19 protein-coding genes are annotated in these 20,246 nt (G+C 69.3%); 9 read left to right on the plus strand and 10 right to left on the minus strand.

The window, feature by feature from the left end; translation table 11 throughout:
- Window positions 1-18: 18 nt before the first annotated feature.
- Entirely contained in the window at window positions 19-672 is a 654-nt protein-coding gene (locus K6T84_RS08655) for a DUF5642 family protein (protein ID WP_224864711.1), read from the plus strand.
- A gap of 13 nt (window positions 673-685) precedes the next feature.
- On the opposite strand, the gene K6T84_RS08660 is transcribed toward K6T84_RS08655, so the two are convergent.
- Entirely contained in the window at window positions 686-1,282 is a 597-nt protein-coding gene (locus tag K6T84_RS08660; RefSeq protein ID WP_224864712.1) for an alpha-ketoglutarate-dependent dioxygenase AlkB, read from the minus strand.
- A 40-nt stretch (window positions 1,283-1,322) separates the two neighbouring features.
- Window positions 1,323-2,828, minus strand: a complete 1,506-nt coding sequence (locus tag K6T84_RS08665) for a dolichyl-phosphate-mannose--protein mannosyltransferase (RefSeq protein ID WP_225401975.1) — start codon at window positions 2,826-2,828, stop codon at window positions 1,323-1,325.
- 78 nt (window positions 2,829-2,906) lie between these two features.
- Between K6T84_RS08665 and rsmI the strand changes: the two genes are divergently transcribed.
- On the plus strand, window positions 2,907-3,743 hold the full coding sequence (rsmI, locus tag K6T84_RS08670; RefSeq protein WP_225401573.1) for a 16S rRNA (cytidine(1402)-2'-O)-methyltransferase: 837 nt from the start codon (window positions 2,907-2,909) through the stop codon (window positions 3,741-3,743).
- 4 nt (window positions 3,744-3,747) lie between these two features.
- Here rsmI and K6T84_RS08675 read toward each other — a convergent pair whose 3' ends face one another.
- Complete coding sequence (locus K6T84_RS08675) at window positions 3,748-4,815, minus strand: oxygenase MpaB family protein (protein WP_408066078.1); 1,068 nt, start codon at window positions 4,813-4,815, stop codon at window positions 3,748-3,750.
- A 96-nt stretch (window positions 4,816-4,911) separates the two neighbouring features.
- Here K6T84_RS08675 and K6T84_RS08680 point away from each other — a divergent pair, with 96 nt between their 5' ends.
- The gene (locus tag K6T84_RS08680) at window positions 4,912-5,517 is read left to right on the plus strand and encodes a TetR/AcrR family transcriptional regulator (protein ID WP_224864716.1); all 606 of its coding nucleotides are present in this window, start codon (window positions 4,912-4,914) and stop codon (window positions 5,515-5,517) included.
- A 2-nt stretch (window positions 5,518-5,519) separates the two neighbouring features.
- On the opposite strand, the gene K6T84_RS08685 is transcribed toward K6T84_RS08680, so the two are convergent.
- The 4 genes from K6T84_RS08685 to metG form a co-directional block, all read right to left on the minus strand.
- On the minus strand, window positions 5,520-6,761 hold the full coding sequence (locus tag K6T84_RS08685; RefSeq protein WP_224864718.1) for an aminodeoxychorismate synthase component I: 1,242 nt from the start codon (window positions 6,759-6,761) through the stop codon (window positions 5,520-5,522).
- A gap of 21 nt (window positions 6,762-6,782) precedes the next feature.
- Entirely contained in the window at window positions 6,783-7,673 is an 891-nt protein-coding gene (locus K6T84_RS08690; RefSeq protein WP_225401574.1) for an RNA polymerase sigma-70 factor, read from the minus strand.
- Window positions 7,670-8,833, minus strand: coding sequence for an NAD(P)/FAD-dependent oxidoreductase (locus K6T84_RS08695; protein ID WP_225401575.1), 1,164 nt, complete (start codon window positions 8,831-8,833; stop codon window positions 7,670-7,672). Before K6T84_RS08695 ends, K6T84_RS08690 begins: the two co-directional genes overlap by 4 nt.
- A gap of 78 nt (window positions 8,834-8,911) precedes the next feature.
- A complete protein-coding gene (gene metG, locus K6T84_RS08700; RefSeq protein ID WP_224864722.1) occupies window positions 8,912-10,450 on the minus strand; it encodes a methionine--tRNA ligase in 1,539 nt (512 codons plus the stop codon).
- Window positions 10,451-10,468: 18 nt separating this feature from the next.
- Here metG and K6T84_RS08705 point away from each other — a divergent pair, with 18 nt between their 5' ends.
- From K6T84_RS08705 to rsmA, 3 genes are all read left to right on the plus strand, one after another.
- Window positions 10,469-11,326, plus strand: coding sequence for a TatD family hydrolase (locus K6T84_RS08705; protein ID WP_225401576.1), 858 nt, complete (start codon window positions 10,469-10,471; stop codon window positions 11,324-11,326).
- Window positions 11,327-11,432: 106 nt separating this feature from the next.
- Window positions 11,433-12,551 (plus strand): resuscitation-promoting factor, encoded by a 1,119-nt coding sequence (locus K6T84_RS08710; RefSeq protein WP_224864724.1) that lies wholly within the window; start codon window positions 11,433-11,435, stop codon window positions 12,549-12,551.
- Window positions 12,524-13,462, plus strand: coding sequence for a 16S rRNA (adenine(1518)-N(6)/adenine(1519)-N(6))-dimethyltransferase RsmA (gene rsmA, locus K6T84_RS08715; RefSeq protein WP_224865687.1), 939 nt, complete (start codon window positions 12,524-12,526; stop codon window positions 13,460-13,462). Before K6T84_RS08710 ends, rsmA begins: the two co-directional genes overlap by 28 nt.
- On the opposite strand, the gene K6T84_RS08720 is transcribed toward rsmA, so the two are convergent.
- Window positions 13,390-14,202, minus strand: a complete 813-nt coding sequence (locus K6T84_RS08720) for a serine/threonine-protein kinase (protein ID WP_225401577.1) — start codon at window positions 14,200-14,202, stop codon at window positions 13,390-13,392. The two genes, rsmA and K6T84_RS08720, sit on opposite strands and share 73 nt — an antisense overlap.
- Window positions 14,203-14,335: 133 nt before the next feature.
- Between K6T84_RS08720 and K6T84_RS08725 the strand changes: the two genes are divergently transcribed.
- The 3 genes from K6T84_RS08725 to K6T84_RS08735 all read left to right on the plus strand — a co-directional run bounded on the left by K6T84_RS08725 (window position 14,336) and on the right by K6T84_RS08735 (window position 18,706).
- Window positions 14,336-15,811 (plus strand): PE-PPE domain-containing protein, encoded by a 1,476-nt coding sequence (locus K6T84_RS08725; protein WP_225401578.1) that lies wholly within the window; start codon window positions 14,336-14,338, stop codon window positions 15,809-15,811.
- 46 nt (window positions 15,812-15,857) lie between these two features.
- Window positions 15,858-16,820: a 4-(cytidine 5'-diphospho)-2-C-methyl-D-erythritol kinase gene (locus K6T84_RS08730; protein WP_225401579.1), complete on the plus strand. Its 963-nt coding sequence runs from the start codon at window positions 15,858-15,860 to the stop codon at window positions 16,818-16,820.
- A 251-nt stretch (window positions 16,821-17,071) separates the two neighbouring features.
- On the plus strand, window positions 17,072-18,706 hold the full coding sequence (locus tag K6T84_RS08735; protein ID WP_225401580.1) for a fatty acyl-AMP ligase: 1,635 nt from the start codon (window positions 17,072-17,074) through the stop codon (window positions 18,704-18,706).
- 10 nt (window positions 18,707-18,716) lie between these two features.
- Here the strand turns inward: K6T84_RS08735 and pth are convergent, their stop codons facing one another.
- Both pth and K6T84_RS08745 read right to left on the minus strand, forming a co-directional pair.
- Window positions 18,717-19,301, minus strand: coding sequence for an aminoacyl-tRNA hydrolase (gene pth, locus K6T84_RS08740; RefSeq protein ID WP_225401581.1), 585 nt, complete (start codon window positions 19,299-19,301; stop codon window positions 18,717-18,719).
- A 12-nt stretch (window positions 19,302-19,313) separates the two neighbouring features.
- On the minus strand, window positions 19,314-19,949 hold the full coding sequence (locus K6T84_RS08745) for a 50S ribosomal protein L25/general stress protein Ctc (RefSeq protein WP_225401582.1): 636 nt from the start codon (window positions 19,947-19,949) through the stop codon (window positions 19,314-19,316).
- Between the last annotated feature and the right edge of the window lie 297 nt (window positions 19,950-20,246).

Here is a 20,246-nt window from a genome sequence, read left to right on the forward strand (position 1 = left end):
TTGGGTAAATTGTCTGCGATGTTGAACTTGCGTGCGGTGCTGGTGATCGGCTGTGTCGGGATGCTCGCCGCCTGCGGTTCCGGGCACGACGCGACCGCCGATATCGCCAAGGTGGCCGACGTCAAGTCCTCCTTCGGCGACGACTTCAAGGTCAAGGACATCGCGCCCACCGGGATCGACCCCAAGCTGCTGGCGGGCACCGCACTGCCAGCCGGCCTGACCTTCGACCCGCCGGACTGCTCGAAGTTCGCGATCAGCCAGCAGTTGCCGCCGGGCATGCAGGGCAACATGGCGGCCGTGGCCGCCGAGGGCGTCGGCAACCGCTTCATCACCATCGCGCTGGAGACCTCCGAGCCGGTGCCGGTCAGCGAGCCGGGACGCACCTGTCGCCGGATCGGATTCGCCGGGGGCCAGATGCGCGGCCTGATCGAATCGGTGGAGGTGCCGCGCATCAACGGGGTGCAGACCATGGGGGTGCACCGCGTCGTTCAGACCACGAACGGCGGCAAGACCCAGTTCGGCGAGATCTACAACTACGCGGCCTATTTCGGTTCGTACCAGGTGCTGGTCACCGCCAACCCGCTGGTGGTGCCGAACAAGCCCGTCGTCCCGGTGGACACTCAGCGGGCCCGGGACCTGCTGGTGGCCGCGGTCAACGCCGTACGCGGCTAACCGCCGTACGGGGCTACCGCACACCGCGCGGCCGGAACTGGATGCTGATCCGCGGCCCGGTGGGGGTGACCGTCTTCGGGATCGCGTGCTCCCAGGTCCGTTGGCAGGAGCCGCCCATCACCACCAGGTCGCCGTGCCGCTGGGGGAGTCGCAGTGCCGGACCGCCCCCGCGTGGCCGCAGGGCGAAGGTGCGGGTGGCGCCGACGCTGACGATCGCGATGATGGTGTCCTGTCTGGCGCCCCGGCCCAGGGTGTCGCCGTGCCAGGCCACACTGTCGGCGCCGTCGCGGTACAGACACAGCCCGACCGTGGTGAACGGCTCGCCGAGTTCCCCGGCGTAGATGTCGTTGAGCCGCCGGCGCAGTTTGGCGACCACCGGGTGCGGCGCCGCATCGACGGCCAGGTCGTGGAAGCTCACCAGCCGGGGCACATCGAGCACCCGGTCATACATCCGGCGGCGCTCCGCGCGCCACGGGACGGCGGCCTGGAGTTCGTTGACCAGTTCGGTGCCGTCGGACAGCCAGCCCGGCCGGACGTCGAGCCAGGCGCCCTCGCTGAGCTGTCGCCGGTCGCTCAATGCGAACAGTGACTCCTGCACCGGTATCGCCACAGCAGCCAGCGTATCGCACACCAGTTCGATTACCGGTGATCTAGGACCAGCTGGGCAACCAGATCTCCATGTTCCAGGTCGCCGGCGAGATGGACAGCCCGGTCAGCACCGGGTACAGCCAGGCGAAGTTCGTCAGTACCGCCGCCACGTAGCAGCTCACCGCGATCAGCCCTAGCGTCCAGCGCTCCTCGGTGCGGGCGCGTCCCTCCTGGACGATGTCGCTGCAGATCAACGCGACCAGGATCGCCAGGAACGGCGCCATCGGGACCGCGTAGAAGAAGTACATCTGCCGGTCGATGTCGGCGAACCACGGCAGCCACCCGGCGCAGTAGCCGACCAGCGCCGCGGCGTAACGCCAGTCATGGCGCACCAGGCAGCGCCACAGCGCGTAGCCCAGCACCGGCACCGCCAGCCACCACAGGGCCGGCGTGCCCACCAGCATCACCGCTTTGATGCAGGACTGCGGGCCGCAGCCGGGGACGTCGTGCTGGTCGATCGCGTACAGCACCGGGCGCAGCGACATCGGCCAGGCCCACGGCTTGGACTCCCACGGATGGTGGTTGCCGGCGGCGTTGGTCAGCCCGGAGTGGAAGCGATACGCCTGGTAGGTGTAATGCCACAGCGACCGCAGCGCGTCGGGCACCGGGAATCGGCTCGTCAGCCCGATCGACTGGCCTTCCTCATGGCGGTCCACGCCGGTCTCGGAGGCGAACCACATCGCATACGACGCGAGATACACCCCGACCGGAATGAGCGCGAAGACGTAGGCGGCGGGGCCGACGTCGCGGCGCAGCGTACCCAGCCACGGCCGTCGCACCCGGTACTGCCGGCGCGCGGCCACGTCGAACGCCAACGACATCGCGCCGAAGAACACCACGAAGTACAGCCCCGACCATTTGGTGGCGCAGGCCAGTCCGAGCAGCACCCCGGCAGCGAAGCGCCACCAGCGCACCCCCAGCCGCGGGCCCCACGGCGTCACGCCGCAGCGCCCCTCGATCAGCGCGGTGTGCATCCGCATCCGTACCTGGTCGCGGTCGACGATCAGCGCCCCGAACGCCGCCACCACGAAGAACGTCAGGAACCCGTCCAGCAGGGCGGTGCGCGCCGCCACGAAGCTGACCCCGTCGCCCACCAGCAGCAGCCCGGCGATCCCGCCGGCTAGCGTCGAGCGGGTCATGCGCCGCACGATGCGCACCAGCAGGGCTATCGCGAGCACCCCGAGCAGCGCGCTGGTGAATCGCCAGCCCAGCCCGTTGTAGCCGAAGATCGCCTCCCCGATCGCGATCAGCTGCTTGCCCACCGGCGGGTGCACCACCAGGCCGTAGCCGGGGTTGTCCTCGACGCCGTGGTTGTGCAGCATCTGCCAGGCCTGCGGCGCGTAGTGCTTCTCGTCGAAGATCGGGGTGCCGGCGTCAGTCGGGGCGTAGAGGTTGGTGAATCGGGTGACGGCGGCCAGCAGGGTGACCGATGCCGTCACTCCCCAGCCGCGGGCGCGGTCGGTGGGCCCGAAGTCGGCCACCGGCACCAGCAGCCCCGGGCTGATCATCGGCGCGGTGCGCTCCGGGACGGCCGCGGGTGCGGCTGCGGTCGGGGCGCTCACGCAGACGATCGTAGGCTGTGCGCCATGTCCGATGGTCGATTGCTGTTGGGAGCGACCCCGCTGGGCCGGCCCGACGACGCCTCGCCGCGGCTGGTCGCCGCGCTGGGCACCGCCGACGTGGTGGCCGCCGAGGACACCCGGCGGGTGCGCACCCTGGCCAAGGCTCTCGGGGTGCAGATCGGCGGGCGGGTGGTCAGCCTGTTCGACGCCAACGAGGCGGCGCGGGTGCCGACGCTGCTGGCCGAGATCGAGGCCGGGGCCACCGTACTGGTGGTCAGCGACGCGGGGATGCCGCTGATCAGCGACCCGGGATACCGCCTGGTGGTCGCCTGCGCCGAGGCCGGACTGCCGGTCAGCTGTCTGCCCGGCCCCTCGGCGGTGACGACGGCGCTGGCGGTGTCCGGGCTGGCCTCGGAGCGGTTCTGCTTCGAGGGTTTTGCACCGCGTCGGCAGGCGGCACGCCGCGCGTGGCTGGCATCGCTGGCCGACGAACGGCGCACAGCCGTCTTCTTCGAGTCACCCCGGCGGCTGGCCGAGTGCCTGCGTGACGCGGTCGACGAGCTCGGCGGCGACCGGCGCGTCGTGGTCTGCCGGGAGCTGACGAAGACTCACGAGGAGGTGTTGCGCGGCACGCTGGCCGAGCTGGCCGAGTGGGCGGCCGGCGGCGTGCTGGGGGAGATCACCGTGGTGCTGGCCGGGGCGACGCCGCGCGCCGACCTGCCGACGTTGGTGGCCGAGGTCCACCGGCTGGCGGGTGAGGGGGTGCGGGTCAAAGATGCTTGTGCGCAAGTGATTTCCACGGTCCCGGGAACGGTGTCGCGCCGTGAGCTCTACGACGCGGTGCTGCGCTCGCGGGAGTGATCGTTCACCCGAAGGGGCAGCCCCGACTCTCCGGGACCGCGAACGTGTCGAGGCCATAGCTGCCGTAGAAGCCGGCGAGCCAGGTGTTCTGGCGCTGCAGTCGCTTCGCCGCCCGCTCGTAGCGGGCCTGGGCGCGAGCCGAGCCGTCGAGTCGTTCGCGCAGCGTGTCCAGACGCACCCGGTTGTAGTGCATCGGTTCGAGCAGCAGCCGGTCCGGCAGCAGTAGCCAGGCCAACTGCAGCAGGCGTGAGTAGGCCGCGAATTCCCAGTCGTGGCGGCGCTTGAGGTCGAATCCGATCAGCGCCAGGACATCGGGGTGCATGGTCTTGGCCGAGCAGACCTGAACAACGTGCCCGATCAGCGGCCGCACCAGCAGCCACGGCGGGGTGAGTACGGGGCGAAGCCACCCCGGCAGCAGCAGGGTCGGCAGCGGCAGCCGGGTCAGCGTGGCGAACTGGCCGCGCAGAAACCCGTTGGCGGCCAATCCGGTTGCCACCGTTTCGTCGTAGTAGGCGTCGAACTCGGCGTAGGTCTCGGGCAGCCTGCCGCGCCGGCTGGGCAGCTCCAGATCGCTGAACAGATGGCGCAGGTATTGGTAGCCCGCTTCGATTTCCTTGGGCCGCAAGGTGGTTCCGCTGCACACCGGATACGACACGATCATCGCGTGCACCGCACTGGCGATGATCCACAGCCACAGGTCAGGGTCCAGGGCGCTGTAGCGGACCCCGTCGTATTCGCCGACTCCGGTGCCGCGCACGCTGCGGTGCTGGTTGATCAGCCACTGGGCGTGCTTCTTGCGCTGCTCGGCGCCGGCGAGGACCGCCTGTCCGCTGAACCCGCTGCGCAGGGCACGGTCGGTGAAGTTGTCGCGGAATCGGCCGGTGCGATCCACCGAGGCCGCGATCGGCAGCATGGCCACCTCGTCGAAGAGGACCCCGCCGAACACTCCGGTCAACACGCTGCCCAGATGCTTGCGGAAATCCGCCATCACCCGGGGCCGCAGCCCGTCGCCGCGCAGCAGGGCGAGGCCGTCGTCGTCAGTTGGGCTGGTAGGGGGATCGTCATGGGACAACAGTTCCGTCACCGCAACCTCCAGGTGTTAGCAAGTTATCGAAACGCTAACATCATCACGTCGGGTTGGGAAGCATCGCTGTGGAAGGATCGCGTCATGCCAGTCGACGAGACCGGCGAGCGCATATTGGACGCCGCCTTGGCGACGATCCTCGATTTCGGTGTGCGGCGCGCCTCCATGGAGGAGATCGCCCGACGGGCCGGGGTGTCGCACATGACCGTCTACCGGCGTTGGCCGACCAAGAAGGAACTGCTGGCGGCCGTGCTGGGCAAGGTGTCCGACGGGATCTTCGCCGCGGTCGACGACGAGGTGGCGGCACTGAACAGCTACGAAGACCGGTTCGTGGCCGGGTTCACCGGCATCTACTGGCGGGTCTGCACCCATCCGATGCTGAGCCGCACGCTGGAAACCGACCCCGAGGCGGTCCTTCCCGCACTGACCACCGGCGCTGGCCCGGCGCTGGAACTCGCGACAAGCTACCTCGCCGAACACATCGTCAACACCGCCCGGCACGGCGGCATCACGATCGACGATCCGCACGGGCTGGCCGAGATCTTCGTGCGCCTGACCCATTCGCTGGTGCTCACCGAGCGCGTCCACGAGCCGCTGCAGAGCCGTGCTGACGCCGAAAGCTATGCGCGCCAACACCTTCTGCCGCTGGCCCTGGCGGCGGTGCGCCCAGCCCGCGTCGACGCCAGGTAGCGCTACGACGCCGTGCTGCGCTCCCGGGACTGATCGGCGGCAACGATCGGCGCGGCCTTGTGCAGGCACTCCTGCCATTCGGCGTCGACGTCGGAGTCCGCGGTGATCCCGCCGCCCACCCCGAGTACAGCGCCGCCGGAAACGTCGAACTCCACGGTGCGGATCGCGACGTTGAGTTCGGTACCGGCCAGCGGTGACGCCAAACCGACCGTGCCGCAGTAGATCCCGCGGTGATGCGGCTCCCACTGCGAAAGCAGCTGGCGGGCACGGTGTTTGGGTGTTCCTGTCACCGAAGCCGGTGGAAACGCCGCATCCAGCAACGCCGCCGCGTCAACGTCAACCGGCACCCGGGCCGACACCGTCGACACCAGATGCCACACGCCGGGCGCCGGGCGCACCGCCAGCAGTTCGGGGACCGTGACGGTGCCGGTGATCGCCACGCGGCCCAGGTCGTTGCGCACCAGGTCCACGATCATGATGTTCTCCGCGACGTCTTTGACCGAGGCACGCAGCGCCGACGGACGGGCATCGGACGGCAGGGTGCCCTTGATCGGGCTCGACGTCACCACCTCACCCCGGCGGCGCAGGAACAGCTCCGGGGAGAGCGAGGCCACCGCACCCCAGTCGCCGGCGACGTAGGCGGCCCGGGCCGGGCTGGTGCGCGCCACCGCGTCGGCGAAGAAATCCAGTGGGTCACCGGTGACGGTGCCGGTGAACCGGGTGCACACGCACGCCTGATAGACCTCACCGGCCCGGATCGCCTCCAGGCAGGCCAGCACCCCGGCGCGGTGCGCCTGCCGGTCCGGGGTCTCCCAGTAGATGCGACAGCCGTGCACCGGTCCCGGCGTCGTCAGCGCCTCGGCCAGCCAGCCCGGCATGGGCGCGCCGGACAGGCTCTCGAACCACCACTGGCCCCCGTCATCCTGGCGCAGCACGCAGTCGGTCCAGCCGCCGGCGGCCTCGGGAACCCGGGCATCGCGGCCGTCGGCGCCGGCGTCGGGGTAGGACAGGTAGCCGATCCAGCCGCCGCCCACCGCATCCGACCGCGAACCGGGCGTTACGTCGAACACGGCAGCCGGGTCGGCGGGCTCGACGGCCACGCTGGGGGCGATCACCGCCCGGGACCCGAACCACTCGCCGGTCAGCGCGGCCGGTGGTGGCAACCCGCGCCGGGCGGTGGCGTCACCGATCGCGCGCAGCACACCCGGGGCCGTCCCCAGGTCACCGAGCCGCTCGATCCGCATCGCTCTAGCTTGTCAGACATCTCAGCTGCGGGTGATCTCCCGGGCGGCCGTCAGCGCTGCCAGCTTGTCCGGGTTGCGCATCGCGTAGAAATTGATGATCAGGCCATCGGTGATCTCCACAGTGAACACGCCTTCGAGTCGGTCCGCTTCGTAGAGCAGCACCGCCGGGGCGGCGTTGCAGGTCGCCAGCTCCACCCGGGTGTTGGGGGTCTGCAGCCGCAGTAGCCCGATGACCGATCGGGCTACCCTGTCGGCACCGACGATCGGGCGGCGTGCCGCGCTTGCCTTGCCGTCGCTGTCGGCGGTCCACGCCACGTCGGGCGCCAGCATCGACAGCACGGTCGTGATGTCCCCGCCGGCCGCCGCGGTCATGAACTCCGCCGTGATGCGGGCGTTCTCCGCCGGGTCCACCGGGGTGTAACGCGGTCGCCGGGCCTGCACGTGCTCGCGGGCCCGGTGTGCGACCTGTCGTGCCGCAGCAGGTGATTTGCCCACCGCGCCGGCGATCTCGTCGTAATCGAACCCGAACACCTCGCGCAGCACGAACACCGCTCGTTCGTCGGGGCCGAGCGTCTCCAGCACCACCAGCATCGCCATCGACACCGATTCGGCCAGCACGACGTCATCCGACGGGTCCTGCTCGTCCAGCAGCAGTGGCTCGGGCAGCCACGGGCCGACGTACTCCTCGCGGCGCCGGGCACCCGCCCGCAGCGCGTTGAGCGCCTGGCGGGTGACCAGCTGAGCCAGATACGACTTGACGTCCCGCACCTCCGCGACATCGACTTCGGCCCACCGCAGGTAACTGTCCTGCAGCACATCGTCGGATTCGGTTGCCGAGCCCAGGATTTCGTAGACGATGGTGAACAGCAGCGGCCGCAGCTCGGTGAACCGTTCGGCGTGTTCGTCGGTCACACCGCCGCCTCCTGTTCGGTCGAGGCTGCCCGGGTACCGCCCTTCATCCAACGGTACGAGCCGGGCTTGGCGGCCTCGCCGCGGATCCACTTCACGGTGTATTTGCAGATCGACTCCTTGACCACCGCGCCGAGCCGGCCGCCGACGAACGCTCTGGTGGGGGTGTCGTCGCGGCGGGACAACTGAACGGTTCCGGCCTGTCGGCCCACGCTGATGCACTGGGCGGCGAACGCCTGGTCCACGGCGACCGGCGAGGTGCCGGCGATACGTGCCAGCACCGTGTCGGCGGCCTGCGCGCCCAGTGGCAGGGCGGCCTGGCAGCTCATCCGCAACGGCTGCCCCGACGGCGCGACCGCATCCCCGGCGGCGACGATCCACGGGTTGTCGACGCTGGTCAGTGTCGCGTCGGTGAGCAGCCGGCCCAGTTCGTCGGTGGCCAGGCCGCTTCGGGTGGCCAGGTCCGGGACGCCGAAACCGGCGGTCCAGACGGTCACGGCGCTGGGCAGCACGGTGCCGTCGAACAACACCACCTCGTCGGCGCGCACCGCGGCGGCGCCGACGTTCTCGCGCACCGTCACGCCCAGTTTGCGCAGCGCCTTGGCCACCGAGCGGCGGCCCGCCGCGTGCAGCGACGGCCCGAGGCTTCCGCCGCAGACCAGGGTGACCGCCCGGCCGTGGCCGGCCAGCTCGGAGGCCGCCTCGATTCCGGTCAGGCCGCCGCCGACCACGGTCACCGGGGCATCCGGCCGCAATTCGCCGAGCCGCGTCAGCAGCCGCTGTGCCTGCTCCAATTCGCTGATGGAATAGGAGAATTCGGCGGCGCCGGGAATCTCCGGTGTGATCGCCCCGGTGCTGCCCACGGCGTAGATCAGGTAGTCGTAGTCGAGCGTGGCGCCCGAGGTCAGCTGGACGCACCGGTCGGCGGCATCGATCGCCTCGGCGGAGTCGACGACCAGTCGGACGCCGTCGCCGAGCAGGTCGTCGTAGGCGATGTCGGCCCGGTAGCTGCCGGTCACATGCTGGTGCAGCCGGATCCGCTCGACGAACGCCGGACGAGGGTTGAGCAGCGTGACGTCGACGCCCGGGTGCCGGCGCAGCCGGTTGGCGGCCATGGTGCCGGCGTAGCCTCCGCCGACGATGAGGACGTGGGTGCGGGTCATGAGTTGCTCCTGTCTCCGAAGGTGGTTATGCCCTCAAGACACCGCAGCCCCTGCAGATGTGACAGCTTGTGACCGGAGTCACTGGTAGCGCGGGAAAACCCCGGACGGCGCCGGCAGCGTCAGCCCCGGCGTCAGGCGCTGCGACACCGCGGTGAACATCCGCTGGTCGCTCGGCTGGCCCAGCAGGTCCAGCAGCTTGCCCGCCGATTCGGGCATCACCGGCTGAACCAGCAGCGCTGCGATCCGCACCGCCTCAAGGGTGGTGTAGAGCACCGTGCCGAAGCGGGCCTGATCGGCTGCCGACTCGCTCTTGGCCAGCTTCCATGGTTCGTTGGCCGAGAAGTACCGGTTGGCCGCGCCCAGCATCTGCCAGATCGCCTCCAGGCCCAGGTGCATGGACTGCGTGCCGAACGCTGCCCGCATCTTCTCCAGCAGCGCGTCGGCCAGTGCCAGCAGTTCCTCGCCATCAGCGGCCTGGGCGGTCGGCTCGGGCACCACGCCGTCGAGGTTCTTGGCCACCATCGACAGCGACCGCTGCGCCAGGTTTCCCAGTTCGTTGGCCAGGTCGGCGTTGATGCGGCCCACCATCGCGTCGTCGGAGATGCTGCCGTCCTGACCGAACGAGATCTCGCGCAGCAGGAAATAGCGCACCTGATCCACGCCGTACTTGTCGACGAACTCCACCGGGTCGATGACGTTGCCCACCGACTTGCTCATCTTCTCGCCACTGTTGAGCAGGAAGCCGTGCGCAAAAACCCTGCGCGGCAACTCGATTCCCGCCGACATCAGAAACGCCGGCCAGTACACGGTGTGGAACCGGATGATGTCCTTGCCGATCATGTGCAGATCGGCGGGCCAGTAGCGGCGGAACTGTTCGGAGTCGGTGTCGGGATAGCCGACCCCGGTCAGATAGTTCGTCAGCGCGTCCACCCAGACGTACATGACGTGGTCGGGGTTTCCCGGCACCGGCACACCCCAGTCGAACGAGGTGCGGGAGATCGACAGGTCCCGCAGCCCGCCGGAGACGAAGCTGACCACTTCGTTGCGGCGCACGTCGGGGGCGATGAAGTCCGGGTTCGCTTCGTAGTGCGCCAGCAGCCGCTCGGCATAGGCCGACAGCCGGAAGAAGAAGGTCTGCTCCTCGGTCCAGGTGACCGGCGCCCCGGTCTCGGCCGCCACCCGCGTTCCGTCGTCGTTCAGCCGGGTCTCACCCTCGGTGAAGAACCGCTCGTCGCGCACCGAGTACCAGCCCGAGTAGGCGTCGAGGTAGATGTCCCCGGCGTCGACCATGCGCTGCCAGATCGCCTTGGATGCCTCCAGGTGATCGGCGTCGGTGGTGCGGATGAACCGGTCGAAGGAGATGTTGAGCTTGCGCTGCAGCGCCTCGAACACATCGGAGTTGCGCCGCGCCAGCTCCGCGGTCGGAATGCCCTGGGCGGCCGCGGTTTCGGCCATCTTCAGCCCGTGCTCGTCGGTACCGGTCAGATACCGCACGTCGTATCCGTCGAGCCGGTGGAACCGGGCGATGGCGTCGGTGGCGATGTACTCGTAGGCGTGACCGATGTGCGGGTCACCGTTGGGATAGGTGATCGCGGTGGTGACGTAGAAAGGGTTCATCACCGCTCACCCTATTGTGTGCGGGTGAGCTCGAAACGATCAGCCAAATCTCCGCCGCCCGCCCCGGAGCCGCTGACGCCGCTGGTCGACGCCCACACCCACCTCGACGCCTGCGGTGCCACCGACGCCGCCGGCGGGACGGAGGGGGTGCGCGCGATCATGGACCGGGCGGCCGCCGTCGGCGTCCAGGCGGCGGTGACCATCGCCGACGACCTGGAATCAGCGCGCTGGGTGACCCGGGCCGCCGACGCCGACGACCGGGTCTACGCCGCGGTCGCGCTGCACCCCACCCGCGCCAATGCGCTGGACGAGGCCGCCCGCACCGAGCTCGAAGCGCTGGCCGCCCACCCGCGGGTGGTGGCGATCGGGGAGACCGGGCTGGATCTGTACTGGCCGGGCCGGCTGGCGGGCTGCGCGGACCCGGACACCCAGCGCGAGGCCTTCGCCTGGCACATCGACCTGGCCAAACGCACCGGCAAGCCGTTGATGATCCACAACCGCGACGCCGACGACGCCGTCCTGGATGTTTTGGCGGCCGAAGGCGCCCCCGAGACGGTGATCTTCCACTGCTTCTCGTCGGGCCCCGAGATGGCTCACACCTGCGTCGACGCCGGCTGGATCTTGAGCCTGTCCGGTACGGTTAGCTTCAAAAATGCGCGTGACCTGCGCGAAGCGGTGCCGGCGATCCCCCGTGAGCAGTTGCTGGTGGAGACCGACGCGCCGTTTTTGACCCCGCACCCCTACCGCGGAGCACCCAACGAGCCGTACTGCCTGCCATACACTGTGCACGCACTGGCCGAGCTGCTGGGGGAGTCGGCAGCCGAGCTGGCGCAGGTCACGAGCCGCAACGCCCGGCGGGTGTACGGGTTGTCCTGAGTGTCGAGCAGGTCACATCGGGTTGCCCCACCGCGGGCGGGTCGTTACCGTCTTGTTATCCAATTCGGGGCAAGAGCCCCTTTGTCGTGTCGTGAGGTTTTCTGCCTTGAACACTTTGACCAGGCTGCATCAGGCCCCGTCGCCGATGCTGCGGATGCTGGTCGGCGCCCTGCTGCTCGCGTTGACCTTCGCCGGCGGCTTCGCGGTCGCCAGCGCCAAGACCGTCACCCTCGACGTCGACGGGACCCCGATCACCGTCACCACCATGCGCTCGACGGTGGGCGACGTGGTTGCCGAGAACGGGTTCGGTGTCGGTGAGCGCGACGACGTGACCCCCGCCCGCAACGCCCCGGTGCGCGACTCCGACACGATCGTGGTGCGCCGCAGCCGGCCGCTGCAGCTGTCCCTGGACGGCCGCGAGCCCAAGCAGGTCTGGACGACGGCCCTGTCTGTCGACGAGGCGCTGGCCCAGCTGTCGATGACCGACACCGCTCCGGCGGCGGCATCGCGCGGCAGCCGGGTTCCGCTGGCCGGCATGGCACTGCCGGTGGTCAGCGCCAAGAACGTCTTGATCGACGACGGCGGGGTGGTGCGCACGGTGCGGCTGGCCGCGCCGAACGTCGGAGAGCTGCTTGCCGCCGACGGCACCCCGCTGGAGCAGGCCGACAAGGTCGACCCGCCGGCGTCGGCGCCGGTCACCGAGGGTATGCAGATCCAGGTCACCCGGATCCGGGCCACTCACGTCACCGAGCGGGTGCCGCTGGCGCCGAACGCACGGCGCGTCGAGGACCCGTCGATGAACATCAGCCGGCAGGTCGTCGAGGACCCCGGCACCCCGGGCACCCAGGACGTGACCTACTCGGTGGCCACCGTCAACGGCGCCGAGACCGGTCGGCTGCCGGTGTCCAACGACGTGGTGACCCCGGCACGCGACTCGGTGCTGCGGGTCGGTACCAAGCCGGGAACCGAGGTGCCGCCGTCGGTGTACGGCGCCGCTTGGGACCGCATCGCCGCCTGCGAGTCGCACAACAACTGGGCGATCAACACCGGCAACGGCTTCTACGGTGGCGTGCAGTTCGACTACGGCACCTGGATCGCCAACGGCGGGCTGAAGTACGCCCCGCGAGCCGATATGGCCACCCGCGAGGAGCAGATCGCCATCGCCGAGGTTACCCAGGCGCGGCAGGGCTGGGGCGCCTGGCCGGTGTGCAGCGGGAGACGCTGACCATCGGGCTACTCGGGGCCGGTGACATCAGAGCGCTGGCCGCAGAGCTCGACCTCCGTCCCCGGAAATCACTGGGACAGAACTTCGTTCACGACGCCAACACGGTGCGCCGGATCGTAGCGGGCGCCGGCATCACCGCGTCCGACCACGTCCTGGAAGTCGGCCCGGGCCTGGGTTCGCTGACCCTGGCACTGCTGGAAGCGGGTCCCACGGTCATCGCGGTCGAGAAGGATTCGGTGCTGGCGCAGCGTCTTCCGGCAACCGTCGCCGAGCACGCCCAGGGTGACGCCGCTCGGCTGACGGTGCTCGACCGCGACGTACTGACCCTGCAGCGCTCCGAGTTGGACAGCGAGCCGACGGCCGTGGTCGCGAACCTGCCCTACAACGTCGCGGTCCCGGCGCTGCTGCACCTGCTGTGCGAATTCGGCTCCATCCGCACCGTGACGGTGATGGTGCAGCTGGAGGTGGCCGAGCGGCTGGCCGCCGAGCCCGGTGGCAAGGACTACGGGGTGCCCAGCGTCAAGGCCAGGTTCTTCGGCTCGGTGCGCCGCTGCGGCACGGTGCCGCCGAGTGTGTTCTGGCCGGTGCCGCGGGTGAACTCCGGGCTGGTGCGCATCGACCGCTACGACGAGTCGCCGTGGCCAGTCGACGCCGGGTTCCGGCAGCAGTTGTTCTCGTTGATCGACATCGCGTTCGCGCAGCGCCGCAAGACCATTCGCAACGCGTTCGCCGATTGGGCGGGCTCGGGTGCGCGCTCGGCCGAGCTGCTCACCGCGGCCGGTATCGATCCGTCGTGCCGGGGTGAGACGTTGTCGATCGCGGATTTCGTTCGATTGCTTCAGGTTTCGGGAGATACGGGGTGGTCGAGCGCTCGGGACAGCTCGGCGACGAACTCGGTGCAGGAGTCGTAGCGTCGCGCCGGGTACTTGGCCATCGCGCGTTCCACCACCAGGTCGACGCCGCGCGTCGCCGCACCGAATGTGCCCGGCAGCGCCGGCGGCAGATGCCGTAGGTGAGCATCCACCAGCTCGGCCGCGTCGTCGGCCACGAACGGCGGTGATCCGGTGAACAATTCCACGGCGGTGCACGCCAGCGCGTACTCGTCGGTGGCCGCCGACGGGGCCTTGCCGAGCAGGATCTCCGGTGCCGTGTAGGGCAGGGACACCTCGGGGTTGGGCTGGCACCGGTTCACGTCATCGACGACGGCGTGGGCACTGCCGAAGTCGGTCAGCACCGCCCCGGAGCGCGGGAAGTTGTGCGGCAGCAGGATGTTGGTGGGTTTGACGTCGCCGTGCACGATGCCGCGGTGGTGCGCGTAGTCCAGGGCGGCGGCGACCTGGGCGAGGGCGGCAAGCCGGTCTCCGGTGGCCCGCAACCGAGTCAGCGGGCCACCGCCGAGAAACTGCATAGCCAGCCAGAACGGTCCGTGCCGGTACATCCGGACGATGCCGGGGTGGTTGAGCTCGGATGCGAACTCGAACTCACGGTCCAGCCGGGTCCTCCACAGCGCGGTGCGGTGCGATTCGGCGAGGACTTTCAGCGCAACCGGCGGGCACTGATCGCCCTCGGGGGATTGGGCCTGGTAGACGACGGCCGACCCGCCGCGCCCGACCTCGCGGATTATCCGGTAGCCCCCGAAACCCGCGCCCATACCCGCCAGGTTATGGCGCGTGCCCCCGCCATGGCCAAATACTGAGAGCAACATGATCGAATAGCAAAAAATCAATGACATTTCGCTGGTGCGGAGTGATAATCAACCGATACTTCAACCTCGGGAGGTCGCCGTGACCACTCTGTCCACTCGCAGCCCGCTGGGTGCGGTGCCGTTGGTAATGGCCGGGATCGTCGCGCTGGGCGTGGTGCCCGCGGTGACACCGGGCCTGGCCGCCACCGCGCAATCCGTCGTAGCGCAGACCACGCTGCTCGACACCGAGTCGTGGATCATGGGCGGCAGCGGCTTACCCATCCCGCCCCCGGCGTACCTGGAGGCCCTCACCGATCGGTTCCTGGACCCCGCGACGCCCAAGTTCGCCGGCCAGCCCACCTTCCCGGTGGACGTCACCAACGGACTGTTCACCCCGGAGGGTCTCTATCCGCTGACCGGTGTGAAGTCCTTGCCGCTGGACACCTCGCTGGACCAGGGTGTGTCGATCCTGCACCAGAAGATCATGGAAGAGACCGCCGCCGGCAATAACCTTGTCGTACTGGGCTATTCGCAGAGCGGCATCATCAATGGCCTGGAGATCAAGCAGCTGCTGAGCCTGCCCGAGGCCGAGCGGCCCACCGCCGACCAGCTGTCCTTCGTGATGCTGGGCAGCCCCAGTAACCCCAACGGCGGCCTGCTGTCCCGTTTCGACCTGCCGAGCATCAACCCGAACCTCCCGGAGTTGACCCTGCCCAGCCTCGGGGTCACGTTCAGCGGCGCCACTCCGGCCGACACACCGTGGGACACCGCGATCTACACCCGGGAGTACGACGGCTTCGCGGACTTCCCGAAGTACTCGCTGAATCTGTTGTCGGACATCAACGCCTTCATGGGCATCATGTACATCCACGGCAAGTACCCGACGCTGACCGACGAGCAGCTGGCGACGGCCATCGCGCTGCCGGTCAGCGACGACTACACCGGCAACACCCAGTACTTTATGATCCCCACCGAGGACCTGCCGCTGCTGATGCCGCTGCGCGGCAACGGATTCGGCAATGCGATCGCCGACCTGCTGCAGCCGGCCCTGAAGGTGATCGTGAACCTCGGCTACGGCGACATCGAGCACGGCTGGGACCAGGGGCCGGCGAACCTGGCCACACCTATCGGGTTGTTCCCGGACGTCAACCCGCAGGATGTGTTCACCGCCCTGGTGAACGGCGCTCAGCAGGGCTGGACCGACTTCATCGCGGACCTGCAGAACCTGTCGTCCGGCAGCGCGGCGGACCTGTTCGGTATCGGCCTGGGTGACGGCGCGGCATTCACCATGCCGAGCCTGACCGACATCATCAACACGCTGACCAGCGCGTCGGCGACCTTGTACAGCACGCTGCTGCCGACCGCCGACATCCTCAACGCGGTGTTCACCACGCTGCCGTCCTACGCCGCGACGATATTCGCCCAGGAACTCGCCTCCGGTGACCTGATCAACGCGTTCGGCCTGCCGCTGGCGGCCGGCACGGGGCTGGTCACCATGGCGGCCGGCTTCGAGCTGGAGGTCATGATGAACGCGTTCAGCTCGATCCAGGCGGACTTCTCCGACCTGTTCAGCTAGTTCTGGGCTGGTTCCCGGGCCGGAGCGAGCAGCTAGTCTCATCGGCGTGACCGCATCCGATGGAAGTGCCGCCACCGAGTGGTCCCCGACCGGGTCGGTCACCGTGCGGGCGCCGGGCAAGCTCAACCTGTACCTGGCCGTCGGTGACCGCCGCGATGACGGCTACCACGAACTGACGACCGTGTTTCACGCGGTGTCGCTGGTCGACGAGGTGACCGTGCGCGACGCCGACGTGCTGTCGCTGCGGGTCACCGGTGAGGGCGCCGACGTGCTGCCCACCGATGAACGCAACCTGGCCTGGCAGGCCGCCGAGCTGTTGGCCGAGCACGTCGGGCGGGCCCCCGACGTGGCGATCACCATCGACAAGTCCATTCCGGTGGCCGGCGGCATGGCCGGGGGCAGCGCCGACGCCGCGGCGGTGCTGGTCGGCATGAACGTGCTCTGGGAACTCGGTGTGCCGCGACGTGATCTGCACACTCTGGCCGCCCGACTGGGTAGCGACGTGCCGTTCAGCCTGCACGGCGGAACCGCGTTGGGTACCGGCCGCGGTGAGGAACTGGCGACGGTGCTCACCCGCGAGACGTTCCACTGGGTGCTGGCGTTCGCCGACGCCGGCCTGTCCACACCGGCGGTCTTCGCCGAACTGGACCGGCTGCGCGACACCGGCCGCACCATGCCCGAGTTGGGCGAACCCGAGCCGGTGCTGGCGGCGCTGGCCGCCGGCGATCCGCAACGCCTTGCCGGGCTGCTCGGCAATGACCTGCAGGCGGCCGCGGTCAGCCTCAACCCGGCGCTGCGGCGCACGTTGCGTGCCGGGGTGGAGGCCGGTGCGCTGGCCGGGGTGGTGTCCGGGTCGGGGCCGACGTGCGCGTTCCTGTGCGGGTCGGCGGCCTCGGCTGTCGACGTGGCCGTCGAGTTGGCCGCGGCCGGTGCCGGACGGGCGGTGCGGGTGGCCAGTGGCCCGGTCTATGGCGCCCGGGTGGCGCCGCCGTCGGCAACCGGGGTGTGACCGCGACCCCAATCCGCCTGGAAGATTTGCCCGCCGATTAAGAGGAGTTTAAGATACTCCGCGGTGACTAATTGTGGTCAGGACTTTCACGTCAACCAGACGCTCGCCGGTCTCGGTGGGCGCACATTGCCGTATCGAGATGCAACTGCCGCCGTTTTGTGTGCGCGTGCCTCTCGCGAAGTGGTCCCCAGCAGGTGGAACATGAAAACTCAGCCCGTATGGAAAGTACCGGTGCCGGCTAGGAGGCCGTGGTGAGCAGGTTTACCGACAACATGTTCCGCAGTGCCCGAGAGTCCACCAAGGGCATGGTCACCGGTGAGCCGCACGAGCCGGTCCGGCACACCTGGGCGCAGGTCCACGAGCGGGCCCGCCAGATCGCCGGCGGGCTGGCCGCGGCCGGCGTCGGCCCGGGTGACGCGGTCGGCGTGCTGGCCGGAGCACCCGTCGAAATCGCCCCCACCGCCCAGGGTGTGTGGATGCGCGCAGCCAGCCTGACCATGCTGCACCAGCCCACCCCGCGCACCGACCTGGCGGTCTGGGCCGAAGACACCATGACCGTCGTCGACATGATCGACGCCAAAGCCGTCATCATCTCCGATCCGTTCCTGGCCGCGATGCCGGTGCTGCAGGAGAAGGGGCTGAAGGTCCTGACCGTCGCGGACCTGCTGGCTCACGAGCCGATCGACCCGGTGGAGGCCGGCGAGGACGATCTGGCGCTCATGCAGCTGACGTCGGGATCGACCGGCTCGCCCAAGGCCGTGCAGATCACCCACCGCAATATCTACTCCAACGCCGAGGCGATGTTCATCAGCGCCGAGTACGACGTCGAGAAGGACGTCATGGTCAGCTGGCTGCCGTGCTTCCACGACATGGGCATGATCGGGTTCCTGACGGTGCCGATGTACTTCGGCGCCGAGCTGGTCAAGATCACCCCGATGGACTTCCTGCGCGACACCCTGCTGTGGGCCAAGCTGATCGACAAGTACAAGGGCACCATGACCGCCGCCCCGAACTTCGCCTACGCGCTGTTCGCCAAACGGCTGCGCAAGCAGGCCACGCCGGGGCAGTTCGACCTGTCCACGCTGCGGTTCGCGCTCTCAGGCGCCGAGCCGGTCGAGCCGGCCGACGTCGAAGACCTGATCGACGCCGGCAAGCCGTTCGGGCTGAACCCGACCGCCATCCTGCCCGCCTACGGGATGGCCGAGACGGTGCTGGCGGTGTCGTTCTCCAAGTGCAATGCGGGCCTGGTGGTCGACGAGGTCGACGCCGATCTGCTGGCCGCGCTGCGCCAGGCGGTTCCGGCTACCAAGGGCAACACCCGACGACTGGCCTCGCTGGGGCCGCTGCTGGAGGGCATCGAGATCCGGATCGCCGACGAGAACGGAATGGGATTGCCGGCCCGCGGGGTCGGGGTCATCCAACTGCGCGGCGAGCCGGTCACCCCCGGCTACCTGACTATGGCGGGCTTCCTGCCGGCCCAGGACGAGCACGGCTGGTACGACACCGGCGACCTGGGCTACCAGATGGAGGACGGCCACGTCGTGGTGTGCGGCCGGGTCAAGGACGTCATCATCATGGCCGGCCGCAACATCTACCCGACCGACATCGAACGTGCGGCGGGCCGCGTGGAGGGGGTGCGGCCGGGCTGTGCGGTGGCGGTGCGCCTGGACGCCGGGCACTCCCGCGAGACGTTCGCCGTCGCGGTGGAGTCCAACGACTGGAAAGACCCCGCCGAGGTGCGCCGCATCGAGCACCAGGTGGCGCATGAGGTGGTCACCGAGGTCGACCTGCGGCCCCGCAACGTGGTGGTGCTGGGTCCAGGCAGCATCCCGAAGACCCCATCGGGCAAGCTGCGCCGGGCCAACTCGGTCGCCCTGGTCACCTAGCTCGCGCCGGTCAGCTCCAGGCGTGCACGACGTTCTGCGCGGGCTCCAAACCCAATTCGATCAGCAACTCGGCGGCGTCGGCGGCCTGCTCGCAGATCGTCGGCAACTCGTCACGCTCGCGCGCACCGAACGCCTGCAGCACGTATGCCGCCGGATCCTGACGCCCGGGCGGCCGGCCGATTCCTAACCGGACCCGCTGAAAGTCCTTGCTGCCCAACACGGTCGCCAGCGAGCGCAACCCGTTGTGGCCGCCCTCGCCGCCGCCCTGCTTGAGCCGGATCCGGCCGAAGTCCAGGTCGAGGTCGTCGTGAATGACCACCACGCCACCCGGTGGCACCGAGTAGAACTTGGCCAGCGGCCCCACTTGGCGGCCCGACTCGTTCATGTAGCAGCGCGGACGGGCCAGCACCACCGGATGCCCGCTCAGCCGCCCGGTGGCCACGTCGGCACCGGATTTCTTGTGCACCTTGAACGCCGACCCGATCCGCTCGGCGAGCAGGTCGACGACCATGAAGCCCACGTTGTGTCGGGTACGGGCGTAGTTCGGCCCCGGATTGCCCAGGCCGACCACCAGTATCGGCGGTGACTCGGCCACGCCGTGCTCGGTCTACTCGGCCTCGGGGGCCGCGGCCTCGGCGGCCTCCTCGCCGGCTGCCTCGCTCGCCGGCTCGGCCTCGGGCTCCTCTTCGACCCGCGGCTCGACCACGTTGACCAGCAGCAGTTCCGGGTCGGACACCAGCGTCACACCCTTGGGCAGTTCCAGCCCGCCGGCGGTGAACTGGGTGCCGGCTTCGGCGCCCTCGATCGAGAGGGTCAGCTGCTCCGGAATCGACATCGCGTCGGCCTCGATCTCCACCGCGGTCGCGTCCTGGGTGACCAGGGTGCCGGGGAAGGGCTCGCCCTCGACGAGGATGTTGACCTCGACGACGACCTTCTCGCCGCGGCGCACCACGATCAGGTCCGCGTGCTGAATGGTGCGCCGGATCGGGTGGATGTCCAGGGCCTTGGTCAGTGCCAGTTGCTCGGTGCCCTCGATGTCGAGAGTGAGCACCGCGTTGGTGCCGCCGTTCCGCAGCACGGCCGCGTAATCGTGCGCACGCAGCTCCAGGTGTTGCGGGTCGGTGCCGTGGCCGTAGAGGACCGCGGGGACGTTGCCTTCGCGGCGGGACCGACGGGAGGCGCCCTTGCCGGTCTCGGAACGCACCGCGGCGGTGAGCTTGTTCGGGGTGCTGGACTTGGCCATCGGTACTCCTGTGGTCGGTGCGGCGTGCATGGGGCACGGCCAGATCGCGACAACCACCTAGGAGGTCCTCGCCGATAACGGCGGCCGTATCGGGTGGCCGCCCTCGCCGTGACGCCTGGTCAGGCTAGCGCATCGGCACCTCAGAGCGGAAATTGCACCCCGGTGAGCTGGGCGGACAGTTCCCAGCGGCGGCCCGGTGTCGGGCGGTGCCCCGGTGACCTCACGTGTTGCCTACCGGAATCCCGTGATGCATCAAGTCAAGATGCCCGCGAAATCTGATCCATGCATCACGTAAGA

Source organism: Mycobacterium zoologicum (assembly GCF_020181635.2).
Taxonomy (GTDB): domain Bacteria; phylum Actinomycetota; class Actinomycetes; order Mycobacteriales; family Mycobacteriaceae; genus Mycobacterium; species Mycobacterium zoologicum.

Excerpts from the sequence above, each read along its gene's own strand:
- K6T84_RS08680 (WP_224864716.1), top strand. The coding sequence starts at position 4,912 with ATGCCAGTCGACGAGACCGGCGAGCGCATATTGGACGCCGCCTTGGCG.
- K6T84_RS08745 (WP_225401582.1), bottom strand. The coding sequence starts at position 19,949 with ATGGCCAAGTCCAGCACCCCGAACAAGCTCACCGCCGCGGTGCGTTCC.
- K6T84_RS08720 (WP_225401577.1), bottom strand. The coding sequence starts at position 14,202 with ATGGGCGCGGGTTTCGGGGGCTACCGGATAATCCGCGAGGTCGGGCGC.
- rsmI (WP_225401573.1), top strand. The coding sequence starts at position 2,907 with ATGTCCGATGGTCGATTGCTGTTGGGAGCGACCCCGCTGGGCCGGCCC.
- metG (WP_224864722.1), bottom strand. The coding sequence starts at position 10,450 with ATGAACCCTTTCTACGTCACCACCGCGATCACCTATCCCAACGGTGAC.
- K6T84_RS08695 (WP_225401575.1), bottom strand. The coding sequence starts at position 8,833 with ATGACCCGCACCCACGTCCTCATCGTCGGCGGAGGCTACGCCGGCACC.
- K6T84_RS08665 (WP_225401975.1), bottom strand. The coding sequence starts at position 2,828 with ATGATCAGCCCGGGGCTGCTGGTGCCGGTGGCCGACTTCGGGCCCACC.
- K6T84_RS08655 (WP_224864711.1), top strand. The coding sequence starts at position 19 with ATGTTGAACTTGCGTGCGGTGCTGGTGATCGGCTGTGTCGGGATGCTC.
- K6T84_RS08685 (WP_224864718.1), bottom strand. The coding sequence starts at position 6,761 with ATGCGGATCGAGCGGCTCGGTGACCTGGGGACGGCCCCGGGTGTGCTG.